At 34.0% G+C, this 18,839-nt stretch carries 16 protein-coding genes and 1 other RNA gene; 11 read left to right on the top strand and 6 right to left on the bottom strand.

The window, feature by feature from the left end; translation table 11 throughout:
• Positions 1-68: 68 nt before the first annotated feature.
• Positions 69-1,556 carry an aminotransferase class V-fold PLP-dependent enzyme gene (locus AC0608_RS06640; RefSeq protein ID WP_478288531.1) on the bottom strand — a complete coding sequence of 496 codons (1,488 nt, stop codon included), beginning with the start codon at positions 1,554-1,556 and terminating at the stop codon, positions 69-71.
• A 172-nt stretch (positions 1,557-1,728) separates the two neighbouring features.
• Here AC0608_RS06640 and AC0608_RS06635 point away from each other — a divergent pair, with 172 nt between their 5' ends.
• On the top strand, positions 1,729-2,148 hold the full coding sequence (locus AC0608_RS06635; RefSeq protein WP_417961668.1) for a DM13 domain-containing protein: 420 nt from the start codon (positions 1,729-1,731) through the stop codon (positions 2,146-2,148).
• Positions 2,149-2,156: 8 nt separating this feature from the next.
• Positions 2,157-3,053 (top strand): hypothetical protein, encoded by an 897-nt coding sequence (locus AC0608_RS06630; RefSeq protein ID WP_478288530.1) that lies wholly within the window; start codon positions 2,157-2,159, stop codon positions 3,051-3,053.
• A gap of 87 nt (positions 3,054-3,140) precedes the next feature.
• On the opposite strand, the gene AC0608_RS06625 is transcribed toward AC0608_RS06630, so the two are convergent.
• The 3 genes from AC0608_RS06625 to AC0608_RS06615 form a co-directional block, all read right to left on the bottom strand.
• Positions 3,141-3,722 carry a porin family protein gene (locus AC0608_RS06625; protein WP_478288529.1) on the bottom strand — a complete coding sequence of 194 codons (582 nt, stop codon included), beginning with the start codon at positions 3,720-3,722 and terminating at the stop codon, positions 3,141-3,143.
• 32 nt (positions 3,723-3,754) lie between these two features.
• The gene (locus tag AC0608_RS06620) at positions 3,755-4,528 is read right to left on the bottom strand and encodes a zinc metalloprotease (protein ID WP_478288528.1); all 774 of its coding nucleotides are present in this window, start codon (positions 4,526-4,528) and stop codon (positions 3,755-3,757) included.
• 93 nt (positions 4,529-4,621) lie between these two features.
• Complete coding sequence (locus tag AC0608_RS06615) at positions 4,622-5,665, bottom strand: hypothetical protein (RefSeq protein ID WP_417961675.1); 1,044 nt, start codon at positions 5,663-5,665, stop codon at positions 4,622-4,624.
• 258 nt (positions 5,666-5,923) lie between these two features.
• Here AC0608_RS06615 and AC0608_RS06610 point away from each other — a divergent pair, with 258 nt between their 5' ends.
• From AC0608_RS06610 to AC0608_RS06600, 3 genes are all read left to right on the top strand, one after another.
• Complete coding sequence (locus AC0608_RS06610; protein WP_478288527.1) at positions 5,924-6,439, top strand: RNA polymerase sigma factor; 516 nt, start codon at positions 5,924-5,926, stop codon at positions 6,437-6,439.
• Positions 6,440-6,500: 61 nt separating this feature from the next.
• On the top strand, positions 6,501-7,415 hold the full coding sequence (locus tag AC0608_RS06605; RefSeq protein WP_478288526.1) for a FecR family protein: 915 nt from the start codon (positions 6,501-6,503) through the stop codon (positions 7,413-7,415).
• Positions 7,416-7,485: 70 nt separating this feature from the next.
• Positions 7,486-9,939 carry a TonB-dependent receptor gene (locus AC0608_RS06600; RefSeq protein WP_478288525.1) on the top strand — a complete coding sequence of 818 codons (2,454 nt, stop codon included), beginning with the start codon at positions 7,486-7,488 and terminating at the stop codon, positions 9,937-9,939.
• A gap of 78 nt (positions 9,940-10,017) precedes the next feature.
• On the opposite strand, the gene glmM is transcribed toward AC0608_RS06600, so the two are convergent.
• Positions 10,018-11,406, bottom strand: a complete 1,389-nt coding sequence (glmM, locus tag AC0608_RS06595) for a phosphoglucosamine mutase (protein ID WP_478288524.1) — start codon at positions 11,404-11,406, stop codon at positions 10,018-10,020.
• A 119-nt stretch (positions 11,407-11,525) separates the two neighbouring features.
• Here glmM and AC0608_RS06590 point away from each other — a divergent pair, with 119 nt between their 5' ends.
• From AC0608_RS06590 to AC0608_RS06570, 5 genes are read left to right on the top strand one after another with little or no spacing between them, the layout of a single operon-like run.
• The gene (locus AC0608_RS06590) at positions 11,526-12,110 is read left to right on the top strand and encodes an acyl carrier protein phosphodiesterase (protein ID WP_417961685.1); all 585 of its coding nucleotides are present in this window, start codon (positions 11,526-11,528) and stop codon (positions 12,108-12,110) included.
• A complete protein-coding gene (ggt, locus tag AC0608_RS06585; RefSeq protein WP_478288523.1) occupies positions 12,107-13,792 on the top strand; it encodes a gamma-glutamyltransferase in 1,686 nt (561 codons plus the stop codon). The genes AC0608_RS06590 and ggt (AC0608_RS06585) overlap by 4 nt, the downstream gene beginning before the upstream one ends.
• A 15-nt stretch (positions 13,793-13,807) precedes the next feature.
• A complete protein-coding gene (gene ggt, locus AC0608_RS06580) occupies positions 13,808-15,493 on the top strand; it encodes a gamma-glutamyltransferase (protein WP_478288522.1) in 1,686 nt (561 codons plus the stop codon).
• Between the two features lie 20 nt (positions 15,494-15,513).
• Positions 15,514-16,182: a DNA alkylation repair protein gene (locus AC0608_RS06575; RefSeq protein ID WP_478288521.1), complete on the top strand. Its 669-nt coding sequence runs from the start codon at positions 15,514-15,516 to the stop codon at positions 16,180-16,182.
• Between the two features lie 43 nt (positions 16,183-16,225).
• Positions 16,226-18,010 (top strand): chloride channel protein, encoded by a 1,785-nt coding sequence (locus AC0608_RS06570; protein ID WP_478288520.1) that lies wholly within the window; start codon positions 16,226-16,228, stop codon positions 18,008-18,010.
• Between the two features lie 58 nt (positions 18,011-18,068).
• Here the strand turns inward: AC0608_RS06570 and rnpB are convergent.
• Positions 18,069-18,388: RNase P RNA component class A (gene rnpB, locus AC0608_RS06565), an RNA gene on the bottom strand.
• A 121-nt stretch (positions 18,389-18,509) separates the two neighbouring features.
• Between rnpB and AC0608_RS06560 the strand changes: the two genes are divergently transcribed.
• Entirely contained in the window at positions 18,510-18,818 is a 309-nt protein-coding gene (locus tag AC0608_RS06560) for a hypothetical protein (RefSeq protein WP_417990470.1), read from the top strand.
• Positions 18,819-18,839: the final 21 nt, after the last annotated feature.

The following is an 18,839-nucleotide window of genomic DNA, read 5'->3' as shown; positions in this document are numbered from 1 at the left end:
ATAATAGAAATTTAGTTTTATAATATTATAAGTAATATAATCTGAAATAATAATATAAATACCCAGTCTTATAAAGAAAACCAGTTTTTTACTAATGCGTCTTCTACAGGTTGTGCATTTTTATTTAAAAACTCATTGGTTGTAGCATTATAATCATAATCCAAAGCCCATATTTTATGATTTGCTGCCAATGCTTTGATGCCGTTACATACAAATTCAATTTCTGCATTTGTAGTTGTAGGATGAATTGACATTCTGATCCAACCCGGCTTTCTGATTAAATCGCCAAGAGTAATTTCGTCAATTAATTTATGGGATGTTTCTTGATCAACATGCAATAAAAAATGCCCGTAGGTTCCAGCACAACTGCAACCACCACGGGTTTGAATCCCGAATTTATCATTCAATAATTTCACTCCTAAGTTAAAATGTAAATCTTCTACAAAGAAAGAAACCACTCCTAACCTATCTTGATGCTGCCCTGCAAGAATTTTAATATTGGAAACAGTTCCTAATTCCGAGAAAATATAATCTACTATTTCGTGCTCTCTTTTTAAGATATTTTCAATTCCCATTTGCTCTTTCAACTGGATAGCCAATGCAGTTTTTATCACTTGAAGAAATCCAGGCGTACCACCATCTTCCCTATCTTCAATATTATCGATGTATTTGTGCTCACCCCAAGGATTCGTCCAACTTACCGTTCCGCCACCCGGATTATCAGGAACTACATTTTGATATAATTTTTTATTAAAAACCAAAACACCACTAGTTCCGGGGCCTCCAAGGAATTTATGCGGCGAAAAGAAAATAGCATCTAAATAACTTTCAGTATCTTCGGGATGCATATCAATTTGTACATAAGGACCTGAGCAAGCAAAATCTACGAAACAAAGTCCGTTGTGTTGATGCATCATTTTGGCCACTTCATGATACGGAGTTCTAATTCCCGTAACATTCGAACAAGAGGTAATCGAAGCTATTTTAAAAGGTCGCTCTTTATATTTTTCTAATAAAACTTCCAAATTTTCAACGCTGAACAATCCATCTTCCGAAGAAGGAATAACTTCAACATCGGCAATAGTTTCTAGCCAAGACGTTTGATTCGAATGGTGCTCCATGTGCGAAATAAAAACAATTGGTTTTTTTTCTGCAGGAATAGTGATGAAATTTTTTAAGTTTTCGGGTACTTTTAAACCCAGGATTCGTTGAAATTTATTGACTACACCTGTCATCCCTGTTCCATCAGTAATCAAAACATCATCAGCAGTTGCATGCACATGGTGCTTAATAATATGTCTTGCCTGATGATACGCTTTGGTCATGGCAGTTCCAGAAACGGTAGTTTCAGTATGGGTATTGGCCACGAAAGGACCAAATTGATTCATTAATTTCTCTTCAATCGGACGATACAAACGACCACTCGCTGTCCAGTCCGTATAAATAATTTGTTTTGGTCCGTATGGAGATTCAAACGCTTGATCTATACCAATGATGTTGTCGCGAAACTGTTGAAAGTATTGCTCTAATTCTGTTGATGCTTCTTTAGTAATCATTGTTAATTAATTTGAGTTCAAAGATATTAATTTTTACTAAATAGTGTTTTTCAAATTTAGTTAATACTGTTTTTGCATCAATGAATAAACTTGATCCAAATGTAAACTAGCTGACAAACTGTAATTTTGATTCGTTTTATATTTGATTATTGATTTAAAAAAATGTTTTACCATGAAAAAAATTGTTTTTATACTACCTCTCGCCTTACTATTATTCTCCTGTGAAGTAGAAGGTAATTTAACACGTGACCCTGACTTAAGCACACCAATACCTGAAAACACCCCTTCTATAGCTACTGGAAATTTCATGCCTACTTCAGGAATTAAAGTGACTGGATCTGCTAAAATTTACCTGAATGGAAATCAAAACGAAGTCCGATTGGAAAATTTCAGTGTTTCCAGTGGCCCGGATTTGAAAGTATACCTATCAAAAAATGCCACACCCACAGATTTCGTAAATTTAGGGAATGTAACATCTGCTACGGTATACACAATTCCATCTCAAGTGAATCTTTCAACATATAAATATGTATTAATTCACTGCCAACAATACAACCATCTTTTTGCAGTAGCGCAATTATCTCAAAATTAAATCTTATTATGAAAAAAACACTGTTAATCATCGTTCTGGGGATATTTTCTAACTCCTTTGCTCAAGGCTGTAGCGATGCCGGAATTTGTTCTATCGGAAACGGTTTTCAGACAGCAGATAAAGAATTAAAAAACGGAATTGAAGTAGGAGCGATTTTTGGTGCCGGCGAAGCTGATCTAACTTATTTTTCACCGTATTTAACCTATACAAGAAGTATTAATGACCAATGGGCATTAAGTTCAAAAATCACGTACTCTGTTGCAAGTGGAAGCTTTGGTGAACGAGGCGCTTTTGGCGATGCCTACTTGATCGGGAATTACAATTGGAAACCAAAAACAAATACACAATGGAGTTCCCTTTTGGGTTTTAAAATACCGTTTACGAGTTCAAATCTTAAAATAAATGAGTTTTCTCTACCTTTAGACTATCAATCGAGTTTGGGAACTTTTGATTTGATTGCAGGATTGAATTTTAATTATAAAAAATGGGATTTTAATACGGCTGTCCAAATTCCCGTCTTCAACAACAATAAAAATTCGTATTTCAAGGAGTTTTCTAATACGAATGATTTTCCTTCCACTAATTTATTTGAAAGAAAATCAGATGCTCTGTTTCGAACAACATATACGTTTCAAACTGCTAATAAAAAATTTACTTTTAAGCCCAATGTATTATTCATTTATCATTTAGGAGAAGATCGTTTTGAAAATGCTTTTGGAAAAAGAGAAACGATAAAAAATTCTGATGGATTAACAATCAACGGAAATATAATTGGTGCGTATGCCATTAATACTAAAAACAGTATTGAATTATCTCTAGCCACACCGTTTGTAGTTCGAGAAGTTCGCCCTGACGGATTAACTCGTAAATTTACTGCAGGTATTGTTTATAAAGTATCTTTTTAGAATGTGAATTAAAATATTTTACTCTCTAAATCATATAAAAATGCCCAAGAAAACTTCTTGGGCATTTTATTTTAAAGCGGATTACGATTATAAATCGAATCCTAATGAAAATTGTAGTACTCGGTTTTGTGCCTTTCCTTCATCATATAAATCTCCTAAACCTAAATGATAACGTACTCCCAAACTAATCCCTGAATCCGTTTTAAAACCACCTCCAAAATTCACACCCCAATCAAAATTACTGGGATCATATTCTTGTGTGCCACTAAAAAGTCCATCGTATTCTTCCTTATGTGAAATTGCCAAACCAATTTGTGGACCAGCTTCCAAAAAGAAATTTTGAGATGGATATGCTTTAAGCATTAAGGGTAGATTTATGTAATCTAATTTTTGGGTAAAAGTCCCACTACTATTTGTTATTTCGTATCCTTGCTGCGAGTACATCAATTCTGGTTGAATAGAAAAGCTTTCGCTAATAAATGACTCGCCATACACTCCTATGTGAAAACCGTGTCGTTGTTCTGTTTCGCCATCCCCGTCAAAACTTACAGCTGCTAAATTATAACCTCCTTTTATTCCTCCATTTGATTTAGGAATAGTATTGTCCTGTGCAGTCATTGATGTTATGACACCAAAGAATAAAGCTATTGTTATATACTTTACTTTCATCTTTTTTGTTTTTAATTATGCAAATTCTACTTTTATTTCCCTCCATTAGCTCTTAGGTCTGCAATACATTGTGCATCCAGTTGGGGTGCTGTTCCTCCTGAGACCATGTTCTCAATCCCACTTCCTGTTTCAGAAGACCAATACATTAAACAGGTTTTTATATTGCAATGCTTAGGATGTGCTGCATCTTCATGATTACTTTGTAAAGGAGCACCAAAATTAGTTAATCCCAGTATGTGTCCAAACTCATGGGTAATCACAGTGGTTTCTAACAAACTTCTGTTGGGTTCAAAGGGACTATCGCTTAAGCCTTGAATAGTTTGTTCAAAAATAACAAACGATGTGTTTCTATACGCCGTTCCTAAAATAACTCCTGTATCAGTATCTTTAGAAGATTTACCATCTGCAAAAAATGCCCAAACTGCTATTTGATCCGACGTATTGTATTTTGTTCTGTTTGCATCCTCAATAGCTACAATTTCCTGATCTGTGTAAGGAGAATTCCCTGGAGCGGGAATCGATCGTTTTATAACACTAATACCATTTGGTTTGTAGGTTCGTGCTTCCAGAAAAGCTACAAAATTATTGATTGCAGTATTACTTGGCTCAAAACCAACTACATAAACCACCTCAACAACCATACTTTTAAATTTTCTATCAGATAATAAATCGTTAGAAGAACTTCCAGTTTGCTGCTTATTAGTATTGGGATTTATAGTTACGGGAGTATCAATTGGATCATCCTCTTTTGAACAGGATATAAATAGAAACAAACCTATTATCAGTGCAATACTTACTTTTTTCATTATTATTGTTTATTTATACGTTTTATTTTAAAGAACAGCTACAAGAAGATTTAGTAGCTGTTCTTTGAACAAACTAACCAATTCAAACTATGCCTAAATTTGTTTCAATACTAATGTTGATGCCGCATTAGTTGAGCTTTGTAATGTGATAGTCGAAGCATTAAAACTAGTTACTTTCCAAGTATTATTCAATAAATTAAATGTTGCATTACCTGAAAAATTTAGTTTTAGAAAAACATCCAATTGTGAACTTACTGCATACGTACCATTCACAGTAGTGCTTAATAAATTTGAAGCTGTTACGGATAAATCATTTGCAAAATCTACTGAAAAATCTTTATAACTACTAGCTGAATTGACACCCGCAGTAACAAATGATTCTACTTTAAACTTTCCATTAACTAAAATTGTTTCTAGTTTTTTTGAATTTTGAACTGCTTCTGCCATCGTGGCTTCTGTTTTTAAAGAGGCATTAATAGCTGCTTGCAATTCAGCATCACTTGAAACAGTTGATTTCGTTCCATCAGCAATTGTAACTGAAATTGGGTAGTTTACTGAAAATAATTCTGTGCTACTTACATTAGACATATACGTATATAATTGTTGTTCGGATGTAATGACAACGCTTCCTGTTTGTTGTAAACTCAAATTATACGTTAAAATTGTAATTGGGAAACTAATATTTACGGAAGAAATAGCATCTTGACCCGAAGCTTCAGCTGATGAGCACGCATTAAGAATCGCATTGTATTCCGTTTGGTTATTTACAGTAGCCTCTGTATAGTTACTTAATTTAACTCTTAAAGGAAATTGCAATACCACTTTATCTTGATCGTTATTAGACTGGCCAAAAATAGAGATAACTTGTTGGTAATCCAATTGACTTAAAATAGAAACCTGAATACCATTTACTTTAGCCGAAGCCGGCAATACAATAGAGGAACATGATGCTCCATCTAAGAAATCATCAAACGAACCATCATACATCGAAGTACGTTTCAGGTTAGTTGTTGTAGTTGAATTAGCTGAATTCGTATTTGGATTTTCTCCTTGTACGTCATCAATTTCACTTTGGCATGATGTTAAGCCTAAGATCGCCATCAATGCAATTCCTGTAACCAATTTAAATTTTTTCATAATTTTCAAATTTAATATATTTTTATATTCACAAGCGATGTTTTCTACGCCTTTCTGTTAGTAAGACAACTACGGTTATTTTTACCCTATAAAAAATTAAAAAAAAAATTAAAAATTTTACAAATAAAATCATAAAATACTACAAATCAATAACTTAAAAATTAAAATATTTTTCAGGAAAAAGCAATTATAATTAACCCAACTGCTTTTTGAAAAAATAATTTACATTTACAACCTAAAAAAAAGAATTAATACTCAATGAGCGACGAAAAAAGTACCCTTTGCGACGAAAATCATTTTAGAGACTTTTACCTAAAGCACGTACAATCAGCAAATAATTTTGCATATTACAAATGTGGTGATAATGAAGCTGCATTAGATTTAGTACAAGATGCGTTTACTAAAATTTGGGAGAATTGTTCCAAAATCGACTTTAGTAAAGTCAAAACCTACTTGTTTACCAGCATTAATAATTTATTTCTAAATAACATAAAACATCAAAAAGTAGTATTGAAGTATGCTAAAGATGCGCCTAACTTAGACACCAATAATCAAAGTCCCGAATATCTATTCGAAGAAGACGAATTCAAACTTAAACTCACAAAAGCTATCGCATCATTAAGTGAAGCACAGCGGGAAGTATTTTTATTAAATCGAATAGACGGAAAAAAATACCGAGAAATAGCGGAGTTACTCGGTGTTTCTCAAAAAACAGTAGAAAAAAGAATGTCTGGAGCGCTACAACTATTAAGAACCCAAATAGAGAATATATAATTAGTTATTTAGTTATAGGGTAATTTAAAAGTTAGTTGTCTTATAAACATAGAGATATAAAATGAAAAACGAGAAAGAGATATTAAAATGGTTAAATAATGAGCTTTCAAGCGAAGAAATTGAAGATTTGAAACAATCAGAAGATTTGAAAACACTTGAAAAGATTGCTCATTATGCATCACAATTAGAAATTCCAAAAGTAGATGCCCACGCTGCTTTGGAAGCTTTTAAGATTAGAAACCATTCTAAAAAGAAAACAAAAGTACGAACCTTAAATTTCAAAACATTTTACAAAGTAGCCGCTGTTCTAGTTATTCTATTAACCTCTTCTTATTTCTTGTTTTTTAATAACATTACCTCTTTTAAGACCAAAATTGCGCAAACAAAATCAGTAACGTTACCGGATAATTCTGAAGTGATAATAAATGCCGATTCAAAATTAAGTTTTAACGAAAAAAATTGGGCTGAAAAAAGAGCTTTAACGTTAGAAGGAGAAGCATTTTTTAAAGTGGAGAAAGGGCAAACTTTTAGTGTAAACACACCTGTGGGAGTTGTTACCGTTTTAGGGACACAATTTAACGTAAAAGAACGCAAAAACTATTTTGAAGTAAATTGTTACGAAGGTTTGGTGAGTGTAACGTATAATAACGAAACTATTACGTTACCTCCTGGAAAAACCTTCCGGGTTATAAATGGTATTATTGAAAATGTTGAAGATTTTAATACCCAAAACCCTTCGTGGATTCAACAAGAATCAAGTTTTAATAAGATTCCTTTAGATCAGGTTATTGCAGAACTGGAGCGTCAATATGATGTAAAAATTAAAGTGAAAGGTGTGGATACTGCAAAACTCTTTACGGGAAGTTTTACACATACTGACAAAGAAATAGCGCTTCAGGCGGTCACAATTCCACTTAAATTAAGTTACAGAATTGAAGGAAAAACTATTATATTTTACAACTATGGTGTTCAATAAATGGCTAATTTCACTGTTAATTTGCATTTGCAGTATTTGTCACGGACAAAATACCGCTAAAAAAATACCTTTGACTGCCATTATTATTTCCCTCGAAAAACAATTTAATATTAAGTTCTCCTACGCCGTTGAAGATGTTGCCACCATTAAAATTGACAAACCAAATGCTTCTTTTACATTACAAGAAACTATTGATTACCTAAACTCGAAAACTCTTTTAAATTTCAAAGCTTTAGACAATCGATATGTTACCGTATCAATCATAAATAAAACAATATCCATTTGCGCTATAGTTGTAACCAACGAAAAAAAATCGCGCTTAAGTGGCGCTTCCATCCTTGTAAACAATATTGGAAAGAGAGAGATAAGCGATGAAAATGGGAAATTCATTTTACAAAATATTCCTATCAATGCAACGCTAACCATATCCTATTTGGGTTTTGAATCCAGACAGTTTTCAGCAAATGAGTTATTTTCAACACAAAATAATTGCAAAGAAATTGTTCTTTCCACAAAAAACGAAGAGTTAAATCAAGTTTTAATACCTGTTTATTTAACCTCCGGATTACAAAAATACCTGGATGGAAGCACCGTTTTAAACACTAAAAAATTCGGAATTCTTCCTGGATTAATAGAACCTGATATTTTGCAATCCATACAAGCGCTTCCCGGGATTGAAAGCACCAATGAAAGCATTGCAAATATCAACGTGCGCGGCGGAACTAATGACCAGAATTTAGTGCTTTGGGATAATATTAAAATGTATCATTCCGGTCATTTCTTCGGGTTAATATCCGCTTACAACCCCAATCTTACCAGTAAAGTTATTGTTAGTAAAAACGGAACAAGTGCAGCATATAGCGATGGGGTTTCCAGCACTATAAACATGCAAACCAAAGACGATGTTACAACTGTTTTTTCAGGTGGCGGAGGAATAAACCTAATAAGTACTGATGCTTTTTTAGAAATTCCGATAACTAAAAAATTAGAATTACATATTTCGGGACGTCGTTCCATTACTGATTTGTTTAAATCACCAACTTACACTAAATATTTTGATCGTAGTTTTCAAGATACTGAAATCAATGTGGATAGTGATCAAAATAATACGGCTTCTGATTTTTATTTTTATGATTATACGGCTAAATTACTTTTTGACTGGAGTGAAAAACATCAATTTAGAGCAAATATTATTGGTATCAATAACGCGTTGGATTATTCAGAAAGCCGCATTACAAATTCAAACCAAACCGAATCTAAAATCAGTAATTTATCCCAGAAAAACATTGGTTACGGAGGAAATTGGAGAGCCATATGGAATTCAAAATGGAGTACAGACTTTATTACTTACTTTTCCAGATACAATATTAACGCTAGTGATTACCGGCTTGAAAGGGATCAGCTTTTAACAGACGCTAATGAGGTACTGGAAACTGGAGTTAAATTAAATGCCATTTACAAAACAAACGCCCATTTAAATTTCTTGTTCGGCTACCAATTTAATGAAACGGGAATGTTAAATCAAACTACTGTTAGTACTCCACTCTATTCCAGTACGATTAAAGATGTTTTACTGAATCATGCTTTATTTTCGGAAGCCGAATACAAAAAGAACAATACGTATTTACGCGTTGGAATGCGTTTGAATTATTTTCAAAAATTTGAAAAATTTATAGTAGAACCTAGAATAAATATTAGACAGCAAATATCAAATCAATTTGCTTTAAAATTAGAAGGCGAATTCAAAAATCAAACAACTACACAAATTGTAGACTTTGAAGACGATTTTTTAGGAGTCGAAAAAAGGCGTTGGGTTTTAGTTAACGATAAAGACATTCCAATTGCAATCAGTAAACAAGGTTCTTTTGGAGTCGAATTTAATAAAAACAAACTCAATATTGAAGCTACAGGATTTTATAAAACAGTAGATGGAATAACAGCTTCTAATCAAGGTTTTTATAACAACTTTCAGTTTTCTAATGCGAATGGAAGTTACACCGCAAAAGGTTTTGAATTTTTAGCCAATAAAACAGCGCGTCACTATAGCGTTTGGGTAAGTTATACGTTTAGTACAAACGACTATGAATTTGATACTTTTACACCCTCAGCTTTTCCAAATAATGTAGACATACGACATTCTGTATCAATTGGATTTTATTACAATATCCTTAAAAATCTAAAAATAGCGGTTGGTGGTATGTGGAGAAATGGTCAGCCGTATACAAAACCAATTGATGGAAACGAAACCATACAAAGCGGCAACACTACACTGGTAAACTATGGTGCTCCAAACAATGAAAATCTTGATAATTTCATGCGTTTAGATACTTCTTTAAATTATAATTTTAACCTTTCGGAATCTATTAAAGCTTCGGTTACTGCTGGTGTAATTAATAGTACCAATCAAGATAATAGTATCAATAGGTATTACAAAGTCAATCCAAATAATACTAATGATGCTATTCAAGTAAATAACAAATCGCTGGGCTTAACGCCAAACATAAGCTTTAGAGTTAATTTTTAATTCTAAAGCTTATGTTTTTATAAAAAACCCTTTCAAAAAGGAATTTGAAAGGGTTTAGTTCTTGAAAGAAAAGAGATATTATATACCTGCCACAGCTCTTATTTCGTCTATAATTCTTAGTGCTAAAGTATCTGCTTTTTCTTGAGAAGCCGCTTCGGTGTAAATACGAATTATTGGTTCTGTATTCGATTTTCTTAGGTGAACCCAATTTTCAGCAAAATCAATTTTTACGCCGTCAACAGTGGTTATGTCTTCATTTTTATATTTCTCTGTCATGGCAACAAGAATCGCATCAACATCAATTTGTGGTGTCAATTCAATTTTATTTTTGCTCATATAATATTCAGGATACGAAGCTCGCAAAGCAGAAACTGTCATTTTTTTGTTGGCCAAATGCGTCAAAAATAAGGCTACACCTACCAAACTATCACGTCCGTAATGCAATTCTGGATAAATGATACCGCCGTTTCCTTCACCACCGATTACGGCATTATTTTTTTTCATCAATTCTACTACATTCACCTCACCTACCGCACTGGCTTCATAGCTTCCGTTATGTAAGTTGGTAACATCACGCAAGGCACGAGAAGAAGACATATTTGAAACGGTGTTTCCTGGTGTTTTACTCAAAACATAATCAGCACAAGCCACCAAAGTATATTCCTCTCCAAACATTTCACCGTCTTCACAAATGAAAGCCAAACGATCCACATCGGGATCTACCACGATACCTAAATCGGCTTTTTCTTTAACTACTAATTCTGAAATATCCGTCAAATGTTCTTTTAAAGGTTCCGGATTGTGCGGGAAATGACCGTTAGGTTCACAGTATAATTCTACTACTTCAACGCCCATTAATTCCAGTAATCTTGGAATAATAATTCCCCCTGAAGAATTTACACCATCAACCACTACTTTGAATTTAGCTGCTTTTACTGCATCCACATCCACTAATGGTAAATTCAAGACTTCATCAATATGTATATCCATATAGGCATCGTTAATCATAATGACTCCTAAATCATCCACATCCGAAAAATGAAAAGCTTCCGCTTCTGCAATTTCAAGAATTTTAAGCCCTTCTTCTCCATTCAGGAATTCTCCTTTTTCATTCAATAATTTCAAGGCATTCCATTGTTTAGGATTGTGCGAAGCAGTAAGGATAATTCCACCCTCGGCTTTTTCTAAAGGCACTGCCACTTCAACCGTAGGTGTAGTAGACAGACCTAAATCAATCACATCAATTCCTAAACCAATTAAAGTATTCACCACCAAGTTGTGAATCATTGGTCCTGAAATCCGGGCATCACGACCTACAACAACCGTAATTTTTTCTTTTCCGATATACTTTTTTAGCCAAGTTCCGTACGCTGAAGCAAATTTTACCGCGTCAACAGGCGTCAGGTTATCCCCAACTTTTCCTCCTATTGTTCCCCGAATTCCTGATATTGATTTTATTAAAGTCATTGATTCTTGTTTTAAATTTTGTATTATAAAGTATAAATTGCTTACAAATATAATAATTGACACTTTATAAAAGTCATTTAGAATTCAAAATTCATCATTTAAATACCTAAATTAGGCGAATGAATTTTCTAGCACACATCTATCTTTCCGGTGATAATGATTTAATCAAAATTGGCAATTTCATGGCTGACGGAATTCGTGGAAAACATTTTGAAAGTTACCCTTTAGAAATTCAAAAAGGAATTATCCTGCATCGCGCCATTGATACTTTTACTGATGCGCATCCCGTTTTTAGACAAAGTACCAAAAGGTTACATGAAAATTACCACCATTATGCCGGTGTAATTGTAGATGTTTTTTACGATCATTTTTTGGCTAAAAACTGGAGTATTTATTCTGATGAAAAACTAGACCATTTTGTACAACGTTTTTACCGATCTTTACAAGATAACCATATCAATTTATCCGAAAGAACTAAAGGAATGTTGCCCTATATGATTGAACACAATTGGTTAGTGAGCTATCAAACGGTAGACGGAATTAATCGAATTTTGACACAAATGGACCAACGCACTAAAAACGAATCGAAAATGCGATTTGCGACCAATGAACTTTCTGAATTTTATATAGAATTCGAAAAAGAGTTTACTAATTTCTTCCAAGAATTAATCCAATTTTCGAATACTAAAATAATGACTTTATGAAAAAAATACTTTTTCTACTTGCCTTTGCCGTTTTGGGTTGCAAATCGAATGACAAAACTGTTGAACCAACTGGTTTAGTAGCCTCAAAAGCGATGGTGGTCTCCGCTCGAGAAGAAGCTTCGCAAATTGGGCTTGAAATCATGAAAAAAGGCGGGAATGCTTTTGATGCTATGGTTGCCACTGAACTAGCTTTGGCGGTTTCACATCCACAGGCGGGAAATATTGGCGGAGGTGGTTTCATGGTTTTTAGAAAAGCAAATGGTGAAACCGGTGCAATTGACTATAGAGAAAAAGCAACTTTGGCAGCGTCAAAAGATATGTTTCTGGACGAAAAAGGAAATGTAATCGAGGGAAAAAGCAGAGAAACCGCTTTGGCATCCGGAATTCCGGGTACTGTTGCAGGAATTTTCGAAGTACACAAAAAACACGGTTCTTTACCGATAAGTGAAATCCTAAAACCCGTAATTGCCTTGGCTGAAAGAGGCGTTGTTGTCACTAAATTTCAAGCCGAAAGCTTGGCATATTATAGAGCTTCCTTTATAAAAAGCAATGGTAAAAACAGTTTATTTTCTAAAGTATATAAAGAAAATGACACTATAAAATACGTCGCTTTAGCGGCAACATTAAAAAGAATTGCCAAAAACGGTCGGGATGAATTTTACAAAGGGGAAACTGCTCAAAGGTTAGTAGCTTTTCTCGTTAAAAAGGGCGGAAATGCTACGTTAGAGGATTTAAATAGTTATGATGCAAAATGGAGAACTCCAATTACTTTTCAGTATAAAAATTTAAAAATCACCTCGATGTCGCCACCCAGTAGTGGCGGAATTTGTTTGAATCAAATCATGAAAATGATTGAGCCTTTCAACCTATCACAAATGGGCCACAACAGCTTAAAAACGATTCAGGTAATTACAGAAGCAGAACGAAGAGCCTATGCCGACAGGAATTATTTTTTGGGTGATCCAGATTTTGTAAAACTTCCTATAAAAGAATTACTAAGTCCATCGTATTTAGAACAAAGAATGAGTGATTTTTCATTCGATAAAGCTTCTAGATCTTCGGATATTGCCCATGGAGAAATTAAAGGTTACGAAAGCAAACAAACCACACATTATTCTATTGTAGATTCAAAAGGTAATGCAGTATCAGTAACTACTACTTTGAATGACAATTATGGTTCTAAAATATATTGCGACGAATTAGGGTTCTTTTTGAATAATCAAATGGATGATTTCAGTGCCAAACCAGGAGTGCCGAACTTATATGGATTGACAGGAAGTACCGCTAACAGTATTATACCGGGAAAAAGAATGTTGAGTTCCATGACACCAACCATTGTCGAAAAAAATGATAAACTGTTCATGGTTTTGGGCACTCCGGGAGGTTCAACTATAATTACATCGGTTTTACAGACAATATTAAATGTATATGAATTTAATATGAGCATGCAAGAAGCAGTAAATGCTCCACGTTTTCACCATCAATGGTTACCCGATGAAATTACGTTTGAACCCAATTCCTTCGATAAACAATTATTAAATAATTTGAAGAAAAAAGGATACCTAATTAATGAAAAAAACAAAGAAATTATTGGTGAAGTTGATGCAATATTAGTTTTACAGGATGGCAAACTCGAAGGTGGTGCTGATAAAAGAGGAGATAATAAAGCCGTTGGTTTTTAAATTTATAATATTCGAATGAAAAAAATTATTATTCTATTGAGTGTTCTTACTATTGGTTGTAAAACCCAAAACGTTATGGTTAAGCCCACAGGATTGGTTGCCGATAAAGCAATGGTAGTTTCGGCACGTGAAGAAGCTTCAAAAATTGGAGTTGAAATTATGAGAAAAGGAGGCAATGCTTTTGATGCGATGGTGGCAACCGAATTGGCTCTTGCAGTAGCGTACCCTTTTGCTGGAAATCTTGGCGGTGGCGGTTTTATGGTGTATCGAAAAGCTAACGGAGAAATTGGGTCATTAGATTACCGAGAAAAAGCACCATTGGCAGCTACAAAAGATATGTTTCTTGACGAAAAAGGAAACGTCATAAAAGGAAAAAGTACTGAATCTCCCCTAGCTATAGGAGTTCCCGGAACCATAGCCGGCGTTTTTGCTGTTCATGAAAAACTAGGTTCATTGCCTATTGAAGAAATCCTCAAACCGGTGATTGCATTAGCCGAAAGAGGTGTTGTTGTTACCAAAAAACAAGAAGACCGATTGGCTACTTATCGAGATAAAATTATAAAAGTAAATGGTGACAAAACGCTATTTGCAACTGCTTTTAAAGAAAATGATGTTATACAATATCCTGCGCTGGCTGCTACGTTGAAAAGGATTTCAAAAAATGGCAGAGCTGAATTTTACAAAGGGGAAACCGCTAAAACATTAGTTAAATACCTGCAAGAAAAAGGAGCCATAATCACTTTGGAAGATTTGGCTCAATACGAAGCCAAATGGAGAACGCCACTCACTTTTGATTATAAAGATCTAAAGGTGATTTCTATGCCTCCACCTAGCAGTGGCGGAATATGTCTGGCTGAATTATTCAAAATGATAGCACCTTATGATTTGGCTAAAATGGGACATAATTCAACAGAAGCCATTCAAGTTATTGTAGAAGCGGAAAGAAGAGCCTATGCAGACCGAAGTTATTATCTGGGTGATCCTGATTTTGTAAAAATTCCTTTGAAAGCATTAATGGCAGATGATTATTTAAAACAAAGAATGTCGGATTTTAGTTTTGACAAAGCCACTTTATCGTCGGATATAAAAGAAGGAAAAGTTACTTATAATGAAAGTACAGAGACTACTCATTACTCGATTGTCGATCAGTTTGGTAATGCAGTTTCGTCAACTACAACATTAAATGATGGGTACGGGTCCAAATATTATTGTGATGAATTGGGATTTTTTCTCAACAATGAAATGGATGATTTCAGTGCCAAACCAAGTGAACCCAATATGTTTGGATTGGTCGGAAATGAAGCCAATAGTATTGCACCTCAAAAACGAATGTTGAGTTCCATGACGCCGACTATTGTGGAGAAAAACGGAAAATTATTTATGGTTGTGGGTTCGCCGGGCGGTTCAACCATTATCACATCAGTATTGCAAACCATATTAAATGTTTATGAGCATCGTTTCAGCATGCAACAAGCAGTAAACGCACCTCGTTTTCACCACCAATGGCTACCGGATTTAATTACTTTTGAACCCAATACATTTGATACTACAACCTTAGAAACCTTAAAAGCAAAAGGATATCTCATTAATGAAAAAACGACACCTGTTATAGGAAAAGTAGATGCAATATTAGTTTTACCAAATCAAAAACTCGAAGGTGGTGCTGATTTTAGAGGAGATGATAAAGCGATGGGTTTTTAAAAGAATTGAAATTAAAATTTATGAATTTTATTACAGCATTAGAAAACGCTTTTAAACAAAATAAGAATCCGGAAAATGCTTTTGCCATGGCAAAATACATGAAGAATAATTTTTCTTTTTTTGGAATAAAAACGGAAGAACGAAGACGTCTTTTTATAGCAATTTGGAAAGAAAACAAACTAGAGGTTGCAACAAATACGGCAGAAATTGCAGTAACTTTATATTCAAAAAACGAACGGGAATTTCATTATTGTGCCATTGAAATTTTGATAAAAGAACGCAAAGGAAATTATAAGAAAGAAGATATTCAACTGATAGAAAAACTGATTGTGAAAAATTCATGGTGGGACAGTGTGGATACCATTGCGAAATACATTTTAGGAGAGTATTTATTGGAATTTCCATTGGAGACAAAAAACGTAATGGAACGATTTTCAAATTCAGAGAATATGTGGTTGAACCGAAGTGCTATTTTATTTCAATTAGGGTATAAACAAAAAACGGATGGTGCTCTTCTCTTTTATGCATGCTTAAAACAAGCACATTCGAAAGAATTTTTTATCCAAAAAGCAATTGGCTGGGCATTACGGGAATATGCAAAAACCAATCCTGAAGTTGTGAAACTATTTGTTTTCAGAAATAATTTAAAACCATTAAGCACAAAAGAAGCTTTAAAAAACATTTGTTAGGACTAAAATAATAGTAGTTTTGCACCCCTTTTAAAAAATTATAATGTTCAAAAAATATATATCCAAATTAGAAGTAATAATCGCCGTAGCGCAATCCTTATTAACTCCAAAACAGTTTATATTTTTATCCGCCGTTTTAGTTGGTATTTCATCTGCATTTGCCGTAATCGTTTTAAAGACTTTTGCCCATTGGGTTTTTTCTTTTGCTACTTACATAAGTAGTATTTTGAAATTAGGTTTCATCAATAGTATTTTACCAATAATAGGAATTTTACTTACCGTTTTTGTTATCAAAAGAGTTTTGGGTGGCACGATACAAAAAGGAACTTCACAGATTTTATATGCCGTAGCCAAAAAAGCGAGTATTATTCCAAAAAAGCAAATGTATGCCCAGATCATCACAAGCTCATTAACTGTTGGTTTGGGAGGTTCAGCAGGTTTAGAAAGTCCTATTGTTATTACTGGTGCCGCATTTGGATCTAATTATGCCCAAAAATATAAATTGAGTTACAAAGACCGAACTTTACTGATAGGTTGTGGAGTGGCAGCAGGAATTGCCGCTGCTTTTAATGCACCAATTGCAGGAGTATTGTTTGCTATAGAAGTGTTATTGGTTGATGTAAGTATTGCTGCCTTTACACCCATTATGATTGCAGCAGCAACCGGTGCTTTAGTTTCTGTCATTGCATTGGATGAAGCAATTCTTTTATCCTTCAAACAACAGCAAAATTTTGATTATCACAATATTATTTTCTATATCGTATTAGGTCTGCTCACTGGATTCATTTCAGTTTATTATTCCCGTAATTTTCAAAGAGTAGAACATTTTTTTGCCCGACTTAAGCTCTCTCCCTATAAAAAAGCGTTATTTGGTTCTTCAATTTTAGCCATCCTTATTTTTATTTTTCCAACACTTTTTGGGGAAGGATATGAAAGTATTAAAACATTATCTGATAATGATCCGGGCCAATTATTGGAGAATACATTATTCAGCAGTTTTAGAAATAACAGTTGGGCCCTTTTACTTTTTGTGGGTTGCACAATGATGATAAAGGTTTTTGCGACAGGAATTACATTAGGCAGTGGCGGTAATGGTGGTAATTTTGCTCCTTCGCTTTTTCTGGGTTCGTATGTTGGTTTTTTCTTTTCTAAACTTTTAAATCTAACGGGGCTTACAAAATTACCCGTAAGTAATTTTACATTGGTAGGGATGGCAGGGATTTTAAGTGGATTGTTTCATGCGCCTTTAACAGCGATTTTTCTTATTGCTGAAATTACGGGCGGCTATAACTTAATGATCCCCCTTATGATTGTTTCTTCAATCAGTTTTGCTATTTCTAAACGTTTTGAGAAACATTCAATGGATGTAAAAAATCTGGCACAAAAAGGACATGCATTCACCAGTAATAAAGATACCAATGTCCTCTCTACATTAGAGACAAATTCCATCATTCAAACTGATTTTTTGACTATTGCTCCCGATGAGAATTTAGAAAAATTAGTGGATTTAATTTCCCATTCCAATCAAGTCATATTTGCAGTTGTCGATGACGAAAATAAACTTCTAGGAATTGTACATTTTAATACCATTCGGGAAATAATATTTAACACTTATAGGGTTAAATACACTCTGGTAAAAGAAATTATGATGAAGCCTATCGAAATTGTCACTCCAGATGACAGTATGGAAACCGTCATGGATAAGTTTGAAAAATCCAAAGTTGCATTTCTTCCGGTACTCAAAAATGATACGTATTATGGGTTTATATCCAAATCTATTGCACTTGAAGCGTATCGATCGAAACTTAAATCAATGACAATAGATTAATTTTAATATTTTAAAAATTAGCCTTTTATTCCAATAAAATTTGATTTGGATTTAAATAAAAAAATGCAGACCTATAAGCCGGATTCTGTCTCCAATAAATTAGAGCCTCATCATTTATCTAGATCCCGCATTACTGCGAGACTCAAGCTACCTACCCTTCAACAACGGACGAGAAGCCCTTAAATGCTGATATACTTGATATTTCACCGCATAGAGTTTACCTGGTTTCACTACAGCATTACCTGTACATACTTTCTGTTGCACTTGTCCTAATCCCGATAAATCGGTACCGACGGGTATTACCCGCTATGCTTCCCTTTGGTGTCCGGACTTTCCTCCTTTTTGATTACTCAAAACGGCGATAAGGCGGTCTGCGCTGCGAAATTACACTATTTTTTTGTGTAACACTATTTAAGGCTATTTAGTTTAACGACCTTTTTATAATGACTTAATAATAAATTAGTTACCTTTATATAGAACAATTAATCTATCGTTTTTTATGAAACCAACTTATCATTACACCACCGTTTTGGAAGCTTTAGAGGATTTAAAAGAAAAAGGTTTTACCTATGATTTTAATATTCATCAAGAAGACATTAAAACAAATCCACACAATTATGAAGTAAATCATGTATACCGCTATGAAGGTGATACTGATCCAGCAGAAGAATCTGTGGTCTATGGAATAACTTCAAATGCAGGTATAAAAGGGGTTTTTGTAGCGGGATTTTCAGCTAATTCAGATAATGATGCAGCACTTTTTTTAGAAAAATTATGTATCGATGGAGCAGGACAATGCAAACTTTAATGTATACAACATCAATTCTTT

It is taken from the genome of Flavobacterium sp. GNP008, assembly GCF_056428965.1.
Note: the sequence above shows the minus strand (reverse complement) of the source record. Positions and strands in the feature narration are given on the sequence as shown.